The organism is Streptomyces sp. NPDC030820 (assembly GCF_055572075.1).
In genome coordinates this window covers 41,282-57,920 of record NZ_JBVIEB010000022.1, presented here as the reverse complement: position 1 = coordinate 57,920, position 16,639 = coordinate 41,282, and the positions used below count along the sequence as shown (strand labels likewise).

14 protein-coding genes are annotated in these 16,639 nt (G+C 66.7%); 3 read left to right on the top strand and 11 right to left on the bottom strand.

Annotated elements, in window-relative coordinates:
* Positions 1-50: 50 nt before the first annotated feature.
* Both ACZ418_RS39160 and ACZ418_RS39155 read right to left on the bottom strand, forming a co-directional pair.
* Positions 51-2,318, bottom strand: coding sequence for a bifunctional salicylyl-CoA 5-hydroxylase/oxidoreductase (locus tag ACZ418_RS39160; protein WP_468372659.1), 2,268 nt, complete (start codon positions 2,316-2,318; stop codon positions 51-53).
* Between the two features lie 6 nt (positions 2,319-2,324).
* On the bottom strand, positions 2,325-3,152 hold the full coding sequence (locus ACZ418_RS39155) for an enoyl-CoA hydratase family protein (RefSeq protein WP_468372656.1): 828 nt from the start codon (positions 3,150-3,152) through the stop codon (positions 2,325-2,327).
* A 295-nt stretch (positions 3,153-3,447) separates the two neighbouring features.
* Between ACZ418_RS39155 and ACZ418_RS39150 the strand changes: the two genes are divergently transcribed.
* The gene (locus ACZ418_RS39150) at positions 3,448-3,903 is read left to right on the top strand and encodes an ATP-binding protein (protein ID WP_468372654.1); all 456 of its coding nucleotides are present in this window, start codon (positions 3,448-3,450) and stop codon (positions 3,901-3,903) included.
* On the opposite strand, the gene ACZ418_RS39145 is transcribed toward ACZ418_RS39150, so the two are convergent.
* The 3 genes from ACZ418_RS39145 to ACZ418_RS39135 all read right to left on the bottom strand — a co-directional run bounded on the left by ACZ418_RS39145 (position 3,860) and on the right by ACZ418_RS39135 (position 7,730).
* Positions 3,860-5,311 (bottom strand): amino acid permease, encoded by a 1,452-nt coding sequence (locus ACZ418_RS39145; RefSeq protein ID WP_468372652.1) that lies wholly within the window; start codon positions 5,309-5,311, stop codon positions 3,860-3,862. The genes ACZ418_RS39150 and ACZ418_RS39145 overlap by 44 nt on opposite strands.
* Before the next feature lie 121 nt (positions 5,312-5,432).
* The gene (gene argF / locus ACZ418_RS39140; RefSeq protein ID WP_468372649.1) at positions 5,433-6,443 is read right to left on the bottom strand and encodes an ornithine carbamoyltransferase; all 1,011 of its coding nucleotides are present in this window, start codon (positions 6,441-6,443) and stop codon (positions 5,433-5,435) included.
* A gap of 63 nt (positions 6,444-6,506) precedes the next feature.
* Positions 6,507-7,730, bottom strand: coding sequence for an arginine deiminase (locus ACZ418_RS39135; RefSeq protein ID WP_468372647.1), 1,224 nt, complete (start codon positions 7,728-7,730; stop codon positions 6,507-6,509).
* A gap of 187 nt (positions 7,731-7,917) precedes the next feature.
* Between ACZ418_RS39135 and ACZ418_RS39130 the strand changes: the two genes are divergently transcribed.
* Complete coding sequence (locus ACZ418_RS39130) at positions 7,918-8,172, top strand: hypothetical protein (protein ID WP_468372644.1); 255 nt, start codon at positions 7,918-7,920, stop codon at positions 8,170-8,172.
* Between the two features lie 4 nt (positions 8,173-8,176).
* Here ACZ418_RS39130 and ACZ418_RS39125 read toward each other — a convergent pair whose 3' ends face one another.
* From ACZ418_RS39125 to ACZ418_RS39115, 3 genes are read right to left on the bottom strand one after another with little or no spacing between them, the layout of a single operon-like run.
* Positions 8,177-10,723 carry a polynucleotide kinase-phosphatase gene (locus ACZ418_RS39125; RefSeq protein WP_468372642.1) on the bottom strand — a complete coding sequence of 849 codons (2,547 nt, stop codon included), beginning with the start codon at positions 10,721-10,723 and terminating at the stop codon, positions 8,177-8,179.
* Positions 10,720-12,183: a 3' terminal RNA ribose 2'-O-methyltransferase Hen1 gene (locus ACZ418_RS39120; protein ID WP_468372639.1), complete on the bottom strand. Its 1,464-nt coding sequence runs from the start codon at positions 12,181-12,183 to the stop codon at positions 10,720-10,722. The genes ACZ418_RS39125 and ACZ418_RS39120 overlap by 4 nt, the downstream gene beginning before the upstream one ends.
* A 41-nt stretch (positions 12,184-12,224) precedes the next feature.
* The gene (locus ACZ418_RS39115) at positions 12,225-12,419 is read right to left on the bottom strand and encodes a winged helix-turn-helix domain-containing protein (protein ID WP_468372758.1); all 195 of its coding nucleotides are present in this window, start codon (positions 12,417-12,419) and stop codon (positions 12,225-12,227) included.
* Between the two features lie 176 nt (positions 12,420-12,595).
* Here ACZ418_RS39115 and ACZ418_RS39110 point away from each other — a divergent pair, with 176 nt between their 5' ends.
* Positions 12,596-12,892 carry a hypothetical protein gene (locus ACZ418_RS39110; RefSeq protein WP_468372638.1) on the top strand — a complete coding sequence of 99 codons (297 nt, stop codon included), beginning with the start codon at positions 12,596-12,598 and terminating at the stop codon, positions 12,890-12,892.
* A gap of 571 nt (positions 12,893-13,463) precedes the next feature.
* Here the strand turns inward: ACZ418_RS39110 and ACZ418_RS39105 are convergent.
* The 3 genes from ACZ418_RS39105 to ACZ418_RS39095 all read right to left on the bottom strand — a co-directional run bounded on the left by ACZ418_RS39105 (position 13,464) and on the right by ACZ418_RS39095 (position 16,136).
* Positions 13,464-13,979 (bottom strand): hypothetical protein, encoded by a 516-nt coding sequence (locus ACZ418_RS39105; RefSeq protein WP_468372636.1) that lies wholly within the window; start codon positions 13,977-13,979, stop codon positions 13,464-13,466.
* Positions 13,976-15,076 (bottom strand): hypothetical protein, encoded by a 1,101-nt coding sequence (locus ACZ418_RS39100; RefSeq protein WP_468372634.1) that lies wholly within the window; start codon positions 15,074-15,076, stop codon positions 13,976-13,978. Before ACZ418_RS39100 ends, ACZ418_RS39105 begins: the two co-directional genes overlap by 4 nt.
* A 643-nt stretch (positions 15,077-15,719) precedes the next feature.
* On the bottom strand, positions 15,720-16,136 hold the full coding sequence (locus ACZ418_RS39095) for a hypothetical protein (protein WP_468372631.1): 417 nt from the start codon (positions 16,134-16,136) through the stop codon (positions 15,720-15,722).
* Between the last annotated feature and the right edge of the window lie 503 nt (positions 16,137-16,639).

Below are 16,639 nucleotides of genomic sequence, written 5' to 3'. Positions count from 1 at the left end.
GAGGGTCCATGCCCCCCCCACATCGAGCCCGTCCACGCCCAGCCGGACAATCATCCGTCGAGGGCCAACCGCGGCTTCGGGGCGTCCGTGCGGCCGGTCTGGGGGCGCCGGCTGCCCGCGCGGTAGGGAGCGGGCCAGGCGACGCCGGGGCCTTCGTACCCCTGCTCGGCCGCCGCGTGCAGGGTCCAGTGCGGGTCGTACAGATGCGGACGGCCCAGCGCGCACAGATCCGTACGCCCGGCGAGGATCAGGGAGTTGACGTCGTCCCAGGACGAGATCGCGCCGACGGCGATCACCGGGACACCCGCTTCGTGCCGGATCCGGTCGGCGAACGGCGTCTGGTACGACCGCCCGAACTCCGGCTGTTCCTCGGCCACGACCTGCCCGGTGGACACGTCGATCGCGTCGGCGCCGTGCGCGGCGAAGGCGCGGGCGATCTCCACCGCGTCCTCGGCGGTCGTACCGCCCTCGGCCCAGTCCGTCGCCGAGATGCGCACCGTCATGGGCCGCTCCGCCGGCCACACCGCGCGTACGGCGTCGAAGACCTCCAGCGGGAACCTGAGCCGCCGCTCGGGCGAGCCGCCGTAGGCGTCGGTGCGCCGGTTGGTGAGCGGGGAGAGGAAGCCGGAGAGCAGATAGCCGTGCGCGCAGTGCAGTTCGAGCAGGTCGAAGCCGGCCCGCGCGGCCCGCCAGGCGGCGGCGGTGAACTGCTCGCGGATATCGGTGAGTTGGGCCCGGGTGAGCTGCCGCGGGGTCTGGCTGCCCGGCTTGTACGGCAGCGGGGAGGCGGCGACCAGGGGCCAGTTGCCGCGTGGCAGCGGCTCGTCCATGCCCTCCCACATCAGCCTTGTGGAGCCCTTGCGGCCGGAGTGCCCGAGCTGCACGCCGATCGCGGTGCCGGGTGCCTGGGTGTGCACGAAGTCGGTGACCCGCCGCCACGCCTCGGCCTGCCGGCCGGTGTAGAGCCCGGCGCAGCCCGGCGTGATCCGGCCCTCCTCGCTGACGCACACCATCTCGGTCATGACAAGACCGGCCCCGCCGAGCGCGCGGGCACCGAGGTGGACGAGGTGGAAGTCGCCGGGGACGCCGTCGGTGGCGGAGTACATGTCCATCGGCGACACCACGACCCGGTTGCGCAGGGTCAGACCGCGCAGCCGGAACGGGGTGAACATCGGGGGTGTGCCGGGCGGGCAGCCGAACTCGCGCTCGACCGCCTCGGTGAAGTGGGCGTCGCGCAGCCGGAGGTTGTCATGGGTGACGCGGCGGCTGCGGGTGAGCAGGTTGAAGGCGAACTGGCGGGGCGGCTGGTCCAGGTACAGCCGCAGGTTCTCGAACCACTCCAGGCTGGCCCGGGCGGCCCGCTGGGTGGAGGCGACGACGGGTTTGCGCTCCTCCTCATAGGCCGCCAACGCGCTTGACACGTCCGGCTGTTCCTCCAGGCACGCGGCCAGCGCCAGCGCGTCCTCCACGGCCAGCTTGGTGCCGGAGCCGATGGAGAAGTGGGCGGTGTGCGCGGCGTCGCCGAGGAGGACGACGTTGCCGTGCGACCAGCGGTCGTCGACCACCGTGCGGAAGGTGGTCCAGGCCGAGTTGTTGGAGCGCAGGGGGCGGCCGCGGAGGGCGTCGGAGAAGATCTTGGCGCAGCGCTCGATGGACTCGTGCGGGGTGATGTCGTCGAATCCCGCCGCCTTCCAGACCTCCTCGCGCATCTCGATGATCACGGTGGAGGCGTCGGCCGCATAGGGGTAGCCGTGCAGCTGCATCACGCCGTGCTCGGTCTCGGCGATCTCGAAGCGGAAGGCGTCGAACGCGAAGTCGGCGGCGAGCCAGATGTAGCGGCAGCGGTGTGTCGTCACCTTCGGGCGGAACACCTCGGCATAGGCGGCGCGGGTCGTGCTGTTGACTCCGTCGGCGGCGATCACGAGCTCGTACTCGGCGCAGAGCGTGTCCGGGCGGGGTGCCTCGGTGGAGAACCTCAGGTCCACGCCGAGGGAGCGGCAGCGCTCGTGCAGGATCTCCAGCAGACGGCGCCTGCCGAGGGCGGCGAAGCCGTGGCCGCCGGAGCGGTGGGTGACACCCCGGTGGACGATGTCGATGTCGTCCCAGCGGACGAAGTCGCGTTGCAGGGCTTGGTAGACGACGGGGTCGGCGTGTTCGATGCCGCCGAGGGTTTCGTCGGAGAGGACGACGCCGAAGCCGAAGGTGACGTCCGGGGAGTTGCGCTCCCAGACGGTGATCTCACGGGTGGGATCGAGCCGCTTGAGGAGCGCTGCGGCGTACAGGCCGCCGGGGCCGCCACCGATGATCGCCACCCTCATGGCAGCTCACCTCCCCCGCCACTTCGGCGGGCGCTTCTCCGTGAAGGCCGCGTGGAACTCCGCGTAGTCCTCGCCGTTCATCAGCAACGCCTGGGTCGAGGCGTCCAGCTCGACGGAGGCCGCCAAGGGCATGTCCAGCTCGGACGTGAGCAGGGCCTTCGTCTGGGCGTACGCCAGTGCGGGGCCGTCGGCCAGGCGGCGGGCCAGCGCCCCAGCCGCCTCGTCGGCCCGGCCGTCCTCCGTCAGCTCGCTGATGAGGCCGATGCGCTCGGCCTCGGGGGCCCGGACCGGGTCGCCCAGCATGAGCAGCCGGGTGGCGTGGCCGAGGCCGACGACGCGGGGCAGCAGATAGGCCGCGCCCATGTCGCCGCCGGACAGGCCGACGCGGGTGAAGAGGAAGGCGAAGCGGGCGCTCGGGTCCGCGACGCGGAAGTCGGCGGCCAGTGCCAGGACCGCTCCGGCACCGGCCGCCACGCCGTGCACCGCGGCGACCACCGGGAATGGGCACTCCCTGATCGCCCGTACGACCTGGCCGGTCATCCGGTTGAAGTCGAGCAGCTGGGCGGTGTCCATGCCGAGGGTGGCGCCGATGATCTCGTCGACATCGCCACCGGAGCAGAAGCCGCGTCCCTCGCCGGCCAGCACCAGGGCGCGTACGGCGCGCTCCCGGGACAGCTCGGCCAGCAGATCGCGCAGGTCGGCGTAGGCGCCGAAGGTGAGCGCGTTGAGCTTGTCGGGACGGGCGAGGGTGACGGTGGCGACACCGTCGGCGAGCCGGACCCGCAGATGCTCCCAGTCGGAGGTGCGGGCGGCGGAGCCGGTGAAGGGACTCATGACGTGCGGCCTCCTAGGGCGGCGGTGCCGTACGTTGCGCTGTCCCATGAAGTTATCACTTGTTTGTGACTGTCGTCACGAGTACGCGACAGAGGGCGGCTCATCGGCCGGATCCGGTCACATGGTCACCGGTTCTCGACAGCGCCGTAACAAGGGGCCCGGGCGGGCGAGGCAGGGCGTTCGCCGGGGTAAGCCGCCCGGTACCGGGGCCGAAGGTCCCGGTCGAAGCCCGCCGACGGTCCGAAGTGGCCGGGCCCGTACCATTCCTACAGTCGAAAGCAGGACAGCCTGCTCCATGAACGGACTCGCCTTGCACGAACGCCCCACCGAACCGGCCTCCTGGCGCATCGCACTGCCGCACACCGCAGCGGCGGTGCCCGTGGCTCGTGCCCTGGTGCGCACGGCCCTCGCCGAGGTGGAGCACCCGGCCGACAGCGACACCGCGGAACTGCTCACGGCGGAGCTGGTGGCCAACGCGGTGGAGCACACCGCCGGGCGCGGCCCGATAGAGCTGGTGGTGGAGCTGCTGCCGACCGGCTGCCAGGTCGAGGTGCACGACCCTGACCCGGCGCCGCCCGGCCGGCTGACCGCGCCGGTGATCGAGGAGCCCGACGTCTGGCAGGAGGGCGGGCGCGGGCTGCTGCTGATCCGCGCCCTCAGCTCGTCCTGTGGTCACCGCCCCACCCCGTCGGGCAAGGCGGTGTGGTTCAGACTGCCTGCGGTTCCCGCTCAGCGGCGGCGCTCGGCGTGACCTCCGGCGCGGCCGACCGGGCCAGCGTGGAGTGCCGGCGGCCGTAGCCGACGTAGATCAGCAGGCCCACCACGAGGAACACGGCGAACTGGAGCCAGGTCTGCCAGCCGGTCTCGTACATCAGGTACAGGCAGAAGCCGACCCCGAGCAGCGGGCCCACCGGGTAGAGCGGCACCCGGAAGCCGCGGGTGAGGCCCGGTTCGCGGCGGCGCAGGGCGATCACCACGATGTTCACCACGGCCATGATCGCCAGGGTGCCGATGGTGCACAGGTTCATCACGGCGTCGAGGGAGGCGAAGGCCGCCGGGAGCGCGAAGACGACCGCGACGATCAGCGTGCCGGCGACCGGGGTGGAGGTCTTCGGGTTCACCTTCTCGAAGACCCGCGGGATCAGGCCGTCCCGGGACATCGACATCAGGATGCGGGTCTGGCCGTACATCACCGCGAGGACCACGGAGGCGATGGCGACGACCGCACCGAAGGCGATCACCCCGCCGCCGACGGCCGAGCCGGTGACCTGGTTGACGACGTAGGAGAGGGCCGCGGGGCGGCCGGCGACCTGCCTGCCGCCGATGGCGCCGATCGCCGCCAGCGCGACCGCGCAGTACAGCAGGGTCACGATGCCCATGCAGACCATGATCGCGACCGGGATGTCCCGGCGCGGGTTCTTGGCCTCCTCGCCGGCGGTCGTGATCGCGTCGAAGCCGATGTAGGAGAAGAACGCGGCCGTCGTGCCCGCGCCGATGCCGCCGAGGCCGGCCGGGGAGAACGGGGTGAGGTTGCCGTGCTTGAAGGCGCTGTAGCCGATGGCGCAGAAGGCCAGCAGGATGACGAGCTTGACCGCGGCCATGGCGGCCGTCGCCCGGGCGCTCTCGCGCACCCCGCGCACCAGCAGCACGGAGGCCATGGCGATGACGATCACGGCGGGGAGGTTGATGATCCCGCCGTCGCCCGGACCCGCGGACAGCGCGGCCGGGAGCTGGACGCCGGTGAGGCTGTGCAGCAGCTCGTTGACGTACTGGCTCCAGCCGACGGCGACGGCCGAGATGGAGATGCCGTACTCCAGCAGCAGGCACCAGCCGACCAGGAAGGCGGTGGACTCGCCGAGTCCGGCGTAGGCGAAGGAGTACGAGGAGCCGGAGACCGGGATCGCGCCGCCCAGCTCCGCGAAGGAGAAGGCGGTGAAGACGCAGGTGATCGCGGCGAGGACGAAGGAGACGACGACGGCCGGGCCGGCCTGGGCGACGGAGTCGGAGAGGCCGACGAAGATGCCGGTGCCGACGATGGCGCCGACGCCGAAGCAGATGAGCTGGAAGAGGCCCATCGTGCGCTTGAGGCCGTGGCCCTCGCGGTCGGCGCCGGATTCGGCGACGAGCAGGTGCGGGGACTTGATGCGGGGAGCGGGCATTGCGGGTGGTGCTCGTTTCTGGGTGGTGCGGGCGACCGGGTGAGGTCGCGGCGGCGGCCCGGGCTGGGGTGGTGCGGGGCCGCCGGTCAGGATAAGGGCAGGTCGGGGCGGTGGGCCAAACTCAGCGGGCGAGTGTGGCGACCAGCACCGCCTTGATGGTGTGCAGCCGGTTCTCGGCCTCGTCGAAGACGACCGAGTGCGCGGACTCGAAGACCTCGTCGGTGACCTCCAGCGAGTCGAGACCGTAGGTCTCGTGGATCTCGCGGCCGACCTTGGTGCCGAGGTCGTGGAAGGCCGGCAGACAGTGCAGGAACCTCACGTCCGGGTTGCCGGTGGCGCGCAGGACGTCCATGGTCACGGCGTACGGCGCGAGGGCCTTGATCCGCTCGGCCCAGACCTCCTTCGGCTCGCCCATGGAGACCCACACGTCGGTGGCGACGAAGTCGGCCCCCGAGACCCCCTCCCGGACGTCCTCGGTGAGGGTGATCCGGGCGCCGCTGGCCTCGGCGAGCTTGTGGGCGTGGGCGACGACGTCCTCGGCGGGCCAGTAGGCCTTCGGGGCGACGATCCGCACGTCCATACCGAGCAGGGCGCCCGTGACCAGGTAGGAGTTGCCCATGTTGAAGCGGGCGTCGCCGAGGTAGGCGAAGGCGATCTCCTTCAGCGGCCTGGTGCTGTGCTCGGTCATGGTGAGCACGTCGGCGAGCATCTGGGTGGGGTGCCAGTCGTCGGTGAGCCCGTTGTAGACGGGCACGCCGGCGTGCGCCGCCAGCTCCTCGACCTTGGCCTGGCTGTCCCCGCGGTACTCGATGCCGTCGTACATCCGGCCCAGCACCCGCGCGGTGTCCTTCACGGACTCCTTGTGGCCGATCTGCGAGCCGGACGGGTCCAGGTAGGTCGTGTGGGCGCCCTGGTCGGCGGCGGCGACCTCGAACGCGCAGCGGGTGCGCGTCGAGGTCTTCTCGAAGATCAGCGCGATGTTCCGGCCGCGCAGGTACTGCGTCTCGGTCCCCGCCTGCTTGGCGGCCTTCAGCTCGGCTGCCAGCTCGACCAGGCCGCGGAACTCCTCCTCGGTGAAGTCCAGCTCCTTGAGGAAGTGGCGGCCGGCGAGGGCGGTCGGGACTGTCGCCATGGGGGCGCGCTCCAGACGTACGACTACGAATGACAATGGAAGTCTATACGACCATTCACAAATCTATACAGCGTCTCGCTCCACGGGACAGCTCATGCATCTCGGGCCGCCCCGGCCCCGGCCCAGCTCGCTGCCCGGGATCTCGATCACCTCGATGCCCTGCTTGCGCAGATGCGTGTTGGTGGTCGAATTGCGCTCGTAGGCGACGACGACCCCGGGCTCGACGGCGAGCACATTGCAGCCGTCGTCCCACTGCTCGCGCTCGGCGGCGTGCACGTCCTGGGTGGCGGTCAGCACCCGGATCTCGCCGAGGCCGAGGGCGGCGGCGATCGCGCGGTGCATGTGCTCCGGCGGATGGTCGGTGACCTTCAGCTCCTTCTCGGAGACCCCCGGCTCGATGGTGTACGAGCGCAGCATGCCGAGCCCCGCGTACTGGGTGAAGGTGTCGCCGTCGACCATGGTCATCACGGTGTCGAGGTGCATGAAGGCACGCCGCTTGGGCATGTCGAGCGCGACGATGGTGCGTGCCGAGCCGGCCGCGAACAGCTTGTACGCCAGCATCTCCACGGCCTGCGGGGTGGTGCGCTCGCTCATGCCGACCAGGACGGCGCCGTTGCCGATCACCAGGACGTCGCCGCCCTCGATGGTGGAGGGATGGTCGGCCTGCCCCTGGGACCAGACGTTGAACGTCTCGGCACGGAACAGCGGGTGATGGCGGTAGATCGCCTCGAAGTGGACGGTCTCGCGCTGCCGCGCGGGCAGCCGCATGGCGTTGATCGCGACCCCGTCGTAGATCCACGCGGAGGTGTCGCGGGTGAAGAGGTGGTTGGGGAGGGGGCCGAGGAGGAAGTCGTCGAGGTCCATCACATGGAAGCGGACGGAGGTCGGCTCCGCGTGCGCCTGGAGGAACTCGCGCTTGGTCATGCCGCCCACGAGCGCCTCTGCCAGCTCGCGTGCGGGCAGGGCCTCGAACGCGGCGCGCAGATGGTCGGCGGCGAGGGGGCCGTACTCCTTCTCGTGGAAGACCCGGTTCAGGACGAGGGCGCGGGCCTCGGGCACGTCCAGGGTCTCGGTGAGCAGGTCGCCGAAGAGGTGGACGGCGACCCCGCGGTCCCGCAGGACGTCGGCGAACCCGTCGTGCTCGGCGCGCGCCCGGCGCACCCACAGCACGTCGTCGAAGAGCAGGGCGTCCTTGTTGCTGGGGGTGAGCCTCTTGAGCTCCAGGTCGGGCCGGTGCAGGATCACCCGGCGCAGCCGCCCGGCCTCGGAGTCGACGTGGTATGCCATGCCTCCATCCTGGCCGTCCGCGCCCGTCTTCACGCCCTTGTTGACCGTTTCCGACTCCTCCTGTTTTCGTTCTTCTGACGAGAAGTGCGGTCAGATCGCGGTGCACGGGACCGGCCAACGTCGCACCCGCGGGGTCAGCGCCACCGCCCAGCCGCCGGCGACAGAGGAAGGCGCCGAGGAGATAGGGGTGGTCCAGGGTGAGCCGTACGGCCATGCCCTGCTCCCTGCGGTCCAGGACCGTCACAAACCCGGGCCGCCGGTGACAGAGGCTGCCGTAGGCGTGCCCGGCCCGCCAGGCGGCGACGGCGGCCTGGAGCCGGCGCTCGCCCGGGCCCGCGCCCCCGGCGTCCTCGGTGTCGAACGGATGGACCAGGTCGGCGAGTTCTTCCTCGGTGGTGAGCCGGACACAAGGGCGTTCCGTGCCGGGCGAGCTGCGGCGTGACGGGCTACAGGCGCGGATCCACCGGCTCCGACTCCAGGGCCAGCACCCCGAACACCGCCTCGTGCACCCGCCACAGCGGCTCCCCGTCCGCGAGGCGGTCCAGCGCCTCCAGGCCGAGGGCGTACTCGCGCAGAGCGAGGGACCGCTTGTGGTTCAGGAACCGCTGCCGGAGCCCCGCGAGGTTGTCCGGGCGGGTGTACTCGGGGCCGTAGATGATCCGCAGGTACTCCCGGCCCCGGCACTTGATGCCGGGCTGCACCAGCCGGCCTTCGGTGTTCCGGACCAGCGCCCCGAGCGGCTTGACGACCATGCCCTCGCCGCCGCGACCGGTCATCTCCAGCCACCAGTCGACGCCCGCGCGCACCGACTCCGGCTCGCCGGTGTCGACGTACAGCCGCCGGGTGGTCTGCAGCAGTCCGGTGCCGTCGTGCTCCACCAGCCGGTCGATCAGGGCCAGTTGCTCGTCGTGCGGCAACGCGGCGAGGCTGCGGCCCTGGACGGCCAGCAGCTGGAAGGGCGCCAGGCGTACGCCGTCGAGGCCGTCCGTGGTCCAGCAGTAGCGGCGGTAGGCGGTGGTGAACGCGGCCGCGTCGGCGGCCCGGTCCCGCTGCCGGTCCAGCAGGCCGGTGAGGTCGACGCCCCGGGCCGAGGCCGCCTCCAGCGCGGCCAGCGCGCCCGGGAACACCGCGCCGGACGCGGCGCCGACGGCTGCGTACTGGCTGCGCAGGAGCCCCGAGGCCTTCAGCGACCACGGCATCAGCTCGGCGTCCAACAGCACCCAGTCGGTGGCCAGTTCGTCCCAGAGGCCCGCCTCCGTGATCGCCGAGCGCAGCCGGCCGAGGATCTCCTCGGTCACCTTCTCGTCGTCGAAGAACGGGCGGCCGGTACGGGTGTAGAGGGACCCCGTGGCGCTGTCCACACCGAACCGCTTGCGCGCCGCCTCCGCGTCCCGGCACACCAGGGCCACGGCCCGCGAACCCATGTGCTTCTCCTCGCACACGACCCGCTCGACGCCGTCCGCCGCGTACTGCGCGAAGGCCTCGGCCGGATGCTCCAGGTAGCCATCCACCCGGGACGTCGGCGTCGGTGCCATGGTCGGCGGCAGGTACGGCAGCAGGCGCGGGTCGGTCGCGAAGCGGCTCATGACCTCCAGGGCCGCCGCCGCGTTCTCCTCGCGGACCGCCACCATGCCGGCGTGCCGGGTCTCCACGGCCCGGCGGCCGTGCACGTCCGCCAGGTCCAGCGGGCGGCCGTCGTGTCCACCGGGCGCCTCCGAGCGCAGCGGCTTCGCCGGCTCGTACCAGACCCGCTCGGCCGGTACGTCGACCAGCTCGCGCTCCGGCCAGCGCAACGCGGTCAGCTTGCCACCGAAGACCGCGCCGGTGTCCAGGCAGATGGTGTTGTTGAGCCAGGTCGCCTCGGGGACCGGGGTGTGGCCGTAGACCACCGCCGCGCGGCCCCGGTAGTCCTCCGCCCACGGGTAGCGCACCGGCAGCCCGAACTCGTCGGTCTCGCCCGTGGTGTCGCCGTACAGGGCGTGCGAGCGGACCCGGCCGGAGGTGCGGCCGTGGTACCTCTCGGGCAGGCCGGCGTGGCAGACGACCAGCTTTCCGCCGTCGAGGACGTAGTGGCTGACCAGGCCCGCCAGGAACGTGCGTACCCGCTCCTTGAACTCCTCGCTCTCGCCCTCCATCTGCGCGATGGTCTCGGCCAGCCCGTGGGTGTGCTGGACGTTGCGGCCCTTGAGATAACGGCCGTACTTGTTCTCGTGGTTGCCGGGCACGCACAGCGCGTTGCCGGTCTCGACCATCGACATCACCCGGCGCAGCACGCCCGGGGTGTCCGGGCCGCGGTCGACCAGGTCGCCGACGAAGACGGCGGTACGGCCCTGCGGGTGCACGCCGTCGGCATAGCCCAGCTTGGCGAGCAGCGCCTCCAGTTCGGCGGAGCAGCCGTGGATGTCGCCGATGATGTCGAAGGGGCCGGTGAGGTGGGTCAGGTCGTTGAAGCGCTTCTCGGTGACGACCGTGGCGGCCTCGGCCTCCTCGACGCCGCGCAGGACGTGTACCTTGCGGAAGCCCTCGCGCTCCAGGTGTCTGAGCGAGCGGCGCAGTTCGCGGATGTGCCGCTGGATGACCCGGCGGGGCATGTCGGCGCGGTCGGTGCGGGCCGCGTTGCGCTCGGCGCACACCTCCTCCGGCATGTCCAGCACGATGGCGATGGGCAGCACGTCGAACTTCCTGGCCAGCTCGATCAGCTGACGCCGGGCGTCCTGCTGCACGCTGGTGGCGTCCACGACGGTGCGGCGGCCGGCGGCCAGCCGCTTGCCCGCGATGTAGTGCAGGACGTCGAAGGCGTCCCGGGTCGCGCTCTGGTCGTTCTCGTCGTCGGAGACGAGACCGCGGCAGAAGTCCGAGGAGATCACCTCGGTGGGCTTGAAGTGCCGTCGGGCGAACGTGGACTTGCCGGAGCCGGAGGCGCCGACGAGGACGACGAGGGAGAGGTCGGTGACGGGGAGGATCCGCCCCTTGTTCGCTGTTGCCCCGGTCATGCCGCCTTCGCCTCCTTCTCGCTCTTGATCGTGAACAGTGCCAGCTGGGTGGGCGGACCGACCTCGGGGTCGTCCGGGCCGACGGGGGCGAACTCCACGTCGTAGCCGTGCCGTTCGGCCACCTTCGCCGCCCAGGTACGGAACTCCTCGCGCGTCCACTCGAAGCGGTGGTCGCCGTGCCGGGCGTGTCCGGCGGGCAGGGTCTCCCAGCGGACGTTGTACTCGACGTTCGGGGTGGTCACGAGGACCGTACGGGGGCGGGCGTGCCCGAACACGGCGTACTCCAGGGCGGGCAGCCGGGGCAGGTCGAGGTGCTCGATCACCTCGCTGAGCACGGCGGCGTCGTAGCCCCTCAGCCGCTTGTCGGTGTAGGCGAGCGAGCCCTGCACCAGCTTGACGCGGGACGCCTGCCGCTCCCCCATGCGGTCCAGCTTCAGCCGGCGGGAGGCGATGGTGAGCGCCCGCACGGACACGTCGAGGCCGACGATCTCGGTGAACCGCACGTCCTTCAGCAGCTCCCGCACCAGCTCGCCCTGTCCGCAGCCGAGATCGAGGACGCGCGCGGCACCCCGGTCCCGCAGGGCGGCGAGGATCGCCTCCCGGCGCTGGACGGCGAGCGGGGTGGGCCGCTCCTCCTCCTCGGTCTCGGCCTCGACCGCGTTGTCGATCTCCTCGACCTCGCTGTCGTCGGCCTCGGCGAGCCGCACCAGCTCCAGCCGCTCCATCGCCTGCCGGGTCAGCGACCAGCGGCGGGAGAGGTAACGGCTGGTGATCAGCTTCTGCTCCGGGTGGGCGGGCAGCCAGCCCTCGCCGGCCCGCAGCAGCTTGTCGACCTCGTCGGAGGAGACCCAGTAGTGCTTGGCGTCGTCGAGGACCGGCAGCAGGACATAGAGGTGGCGCAGGGCCTCGGCGAGGGTCAGCGCCTCGGCCTCCAGGACGAGACGCACATAGCGCGAGTCGCCCCACTCGGGGAACTCGGCGTCCAGGGCGACCGGTTCGACGGAGACCGTCCAGCCCAGCGGCTCGAAGAGACGCCGTACGAGCTCCGCTCCGCCGCGGGCGGGCAGCGCCGGCACCTCGATGCGCAGCGGCCGCGTCTGTGCCGGGAGTTCGGGCCTGGCGTGGCAGGTGCCCTTCATCGCGCTGGAGAACACGCCGCTGAGCGCGACCGCGAGCAGCGAGGAGGCCGCGTAGGGGCGGTCGTTGACGTACTGCGCGAGCGCCGCGTCGGGGGCGCCGCCGCGGCCCTTGCCCTTGCCCCGCCGGACCAGGGCGAGCGTGTCGATCTCCAGCAGCAGCGCGGCCGTGCAGCGCAGGTCGTCCGCCTCGGGGTAGAAGACGTGCGCCGTGCCGTAGGACAGCTTGGTTGAGAACGGGTTGTCAGGGTGCTTGTAGAGGAGAAAGCCCAGGTCGGTGGCCGGGTGCTGCTCGTCGCCAGTAGTCGAGATCGTCAGGAACACGTGATCGAGTATGGGTGTCCCTGGGCCAGGTTGGTACTGGATTACGTGGGCTCTGAGACGAAGTAGCCACGTCCACTGATCACGTACACAACTCCCTCAGCGCGGAGCCTGGCCAGTGCTCGGGATGCCGTTGACTGCGACACGTCGAACTCTGCTGCCAGCGTCACCGTGCCCGGTACGCGCGCACCAGGGGCGTACATGCCCTCACGGATGCGTCGCCGGATCTCCTCTGCCACCTGTGGCCAATGCGGCTCTGCCCTGTTGATCTCCACCTATTCAGCGTGCGAGAGATTCACCCAACGCGCTATCGAGGTAGTCAGGTACCCAGGTAGTCTGGTGAGCCAAGAAAGGACCCCCGCGACAGGGCGAACTGTCCGGGGGCGTGGCCACACCTGACGAAAGCAGGGATGACATGGCAGAGCGTAGCGTTGTCCGGCTGTTGCCGTTCTCTGGGCCGGAAGGGAAGAGGGCGCACCTGATCACTGACGGATCACCGACTCCCCTGTCTCTGCTGGCAGACAGGATCGAGAGCCAGCAGATCGAAACGGCAACGGTCATCGTGGAGTTGGCACGCCCGATGGTTGCAGCAGAAGCCAAGCTCACAGCAGATGAACTCCGCTGGATCTGCACTCGGCTCATCGAGAGCCTGACAGACGTACTGAACATCGCTGAGAGCCGGGGGGAGAGGATTCCGGCGTACGAGGAGTAACGGCCTCTAAGCGTCAACAGAGGAGCGCTCTAACGCCCTATGAGGCTTGGGGCGCTCCTCTGTTTCCAGAAGCGGAATCCGTCCCTCTCGTTTGTCAGTACCCCATGGGACGATCGAAGCAAGTTGAAACCAAACGAAAGAAGGAATGATGGTACTCGTTGCTATAGCCGTAGCTCTGTGGGTTGCGTACACATGGGGAAAGAAGGATGCATACAAGAGGGGATTCAGTGATGGAGTGAAGAAAGCCAAGGATTACACCCTGGAAGTCACAGTCAAGGAGAAGAAGTAGCTAGGAAAAGTCCTGCTGGAGTAGTAACTCGAAGCGAATTTCTTGGGTTTTTCCAAAAACGGAAAATCCATTACTTGCCAAAATGGCTACTCGGGGAGTTACTCCTCTTGTAAAAGATACCCACTAAAACCAGGAGTCTCGGCCAATTCTTTGATTTAATTCCATAATTCGTATCCTAAATCCGGATACTGGGTCGAAATAGCATACCCGTTTTTGATGGTAATGGAATTAGAGGGGTTAATGTGGAATCCCGCATTATCCCCTCTAATACATTCCTGATGCCTAGCTTTGGGTAATTCTATTCAGGATCAAAGCTTCCTCCACCTGGATAACGAGATCCGTGTTTTCCGCGTCCATGCTTTCGATCAGTGCCCGAATGATGATTGCGGATAGGTGCATAGCCTCTTGGAAGGTTGTACATACCTGAGACATCAGGAACTTGGATTCAAACCAATCCTTGCGGACAAGGGCAATGAGGATTCCGGAGATTGCTTCGAATTGCTCCTCGGTCATGTCAAGGTCGTTGTCTCCAGCCCAAGGGATAGCCCTAATCGGCAACGTTAGATCCTTGGTCATGTCCTGGAAGCTCTCCTCTACCAAGGCCGCTGAAAGGGGCTGTGTGGCTCCCTGAGAGCCATTCTGCTGCTCCCTGGTCTCCTTACCCTTATGAGGGGCTACAGAGCGCTTAGAGGCGCTTCTACAGTCCTCACACACCTTTCGTAATCCATCGCTGGTTCTGCGGTCTCTGCCGTATCTCTCCAGAGGCTTGGACTCCTGGCACTGCTGGCATGTCTTCATCTCATTGCATCCTTTCTTAGCTGATCCATCTCGTCTTCATAGGCTGCGTTCTGGCTTACTGCTAGTTGCTGAGCCGCCAGAGCGTAATTCATGGGACGCTTCTTGGCCAGAGGCTTTGGATTGGCGTAGCTGTTTAGGCGCTCCTGTAGTTCCTGGCGGTATGCCGCTTGCTCCTTCTCCTGGCGCTCCTGGCGCAGCCTGTCTAGCTCTGGCAATTCCTGTGTACCACGATGCGCGGGAATACTGTGCATAACTGCGGAGTTCCCTTCTCCAGAAGAGATAGGAGCAGAGGCGCAGAGCGCCGATGCGGTCACCAGAGGAGCAGAGAGTGAGACGGAGGCGCGTAGCGTCTCTGTCGAGCCAAGAGCCATTCCCTTGGTTCCTTCTGGAATCTCTTGATCCTGGTAACCCGTCGCTGCGCTCCGCAGGTTACTAGGTTGGTTACTAGTTTTAATATTTCTTGTTTCTATTGCATTCGTCATGTCCATTTGGGCACTGCTAATGCATTCCTCATGTCCCCTAATGCATTCCTGATGTCCAGGGGAGTCGTTGAACTCATACTGATTCACCACTCTGCGGCGGCCGTCATAGACGATATACCCGGCATCCTTCCATCTCTTCAGGCTCTTCTCTGCCGGACTCTTGGTTATGTTGATCTCCTTAGCCATAGTCAGGACTGATCTGCCATAGGATGCGTTGACATACGAGCGGATTACCGCGTAAACACCCTTGTCTGTTCTGGTGAACCGTGGATCTTCCACCACTAGAACCGGAATCCTGGTGAAATTGCCATTCTCGGTCATGTGCTTGACTCGATACGGAAGAGCATTACGGCGCTCGCCGACAATTTTATGGTACGCACGGGAGTAGTTCACTCGGTCCTTAATGGCCCCTAAGTGCTCCTTTGGCACGTCATTGGAAGGGAAGAGGTAGATACGCACTCCGTCTCTGATCTTCTCCGTAGAGAGCCACCCAGAGTCTTCTAAGGACTTGATGATTCGCTGGACTTGCTTACGGCTTAGCTCAGTGTCTCGACCGATGCTGAAGAGCCATTGCAGGCTTTCCCATGAGCGGTCGGCATAGTCGAGTGAACCCATGTCCCAGGATAGGAAGATCCAGCAAACGAAAACGTCTGGCTTTAAATCTCCACGGATTAAACCGTTCGGGACTGGGAGTAATACAGTCTGCCCATTCTTGGGCTTTGTGGTATCAGACATTTTCTGATATCCTCTCTAATAGATGTAATAATTCGTTTGGCTCGTCGGCCATGCTTCGCATCCTTTCGGTACTAGTTGGAATACCCTTTCTCTGGCTATCGGTCATATCTGTTGACTCCCTCCTATTCATTATCCCTGCTGGGATAAGACCTTTCTGGAATGAAGCTCCGTAGATTCCCCTCTGCGGAGCTTCTTCTATTTCCAGATAGAATGTAACTATATTCTCTTTCTGGAAAGAAACCCCCTAGGCGCACCGGTCAAGCCTAGGGGGTTCTTCTATTTAGTCGAACCTCATTGGAATCTCACTGCGGAATGTGAATCTGACCTTCCTTCTCTCTTCCCGCACTAGCTCAGCCGACTCGGGGTACATCCCAGAATCCTTCAGCTCCGTTAGGCATGCATCGTAATCGCTGCTTGGGAACTCTCGGGAGAAGTGCTCACGTAGGTAGAGCGAATCTGAGTCATTCCCGTCTTGCAGCATGGTGAGTAGCGCAATCGCTGGTGTGCTCAGGTCCATAGCGGCTCACAGCAGGTGGAGGTGAGTTGTACGCGCTCCCATGAAGCCTTGGGTACTTGCAGTCAGCTCATGGACGATTCCCATAGCCTTTAGCTGCTCCAGAACGTTTCTGAAGTCCACACCAGGAAAAGCAGCGTTGAACTCTGCCTGCACCTTCCCTGTCTCGGCCGGACGTCGCTCGCGCGGGTCCTCGTGATCGAACTGTCGGATGATGGCAACTAATCCAGCTCCGGAGATCTCCATCAGCTCGCGGATTCTCTGTTCTTCCTCCATCTGAGCTACTAACTTCTGCTTCTCCTCCTCCATGGCCTTACGCTCTGCCTGCACCTCTGGGTCCAGGTTGGTTGCCCACCAGGAGCGCTCTTGCGCGCCGAAGCTGAAAGCCTGGTTTCCGGCTGACTGTGAAAACTGTGTGTTGCTCATAGTTCTTCTCCTCTGTCGGTTACTTCACTTGGTACCAATATGGCTTAAGGCTGCGGTCTACCTCTAGGTAGCCAAAGCGCTCCGCCTCTTCAATGGCTCTTTGAACTGTCTTACTGCCACTATTAGTGCTCAAAACGCGGCTTAGCTCTTGCTGGGCTATTTGGATGCCGTCCGGAGCTATAGCCAGAAACCAAACCAAGAGCTTGGTGTAGACAGACACTCTCTCATCGAATAAGAGCGCCAGAACTTCTGACGGATACCATCCGTTCTTATCTGACAGCGGCATTTTGCTTGACCTTCTTTCTCTCGGTGATGACGTACGCTAGAAGTAGTAGAATTTGCAGGGATGCGGAGAGCAGTAGAAGCGCCATCAGAAACCTGCCTCTTGTAGCTCGGCCTCGTATGCGCCTAGACGGCTCTGTATGACGTTGTAAGGCTCCGCCAGCGCATCTCTAAGGGACTTGGTCATGGATGCTTGGTCGGCTCTCGTGAGGGCATATAAG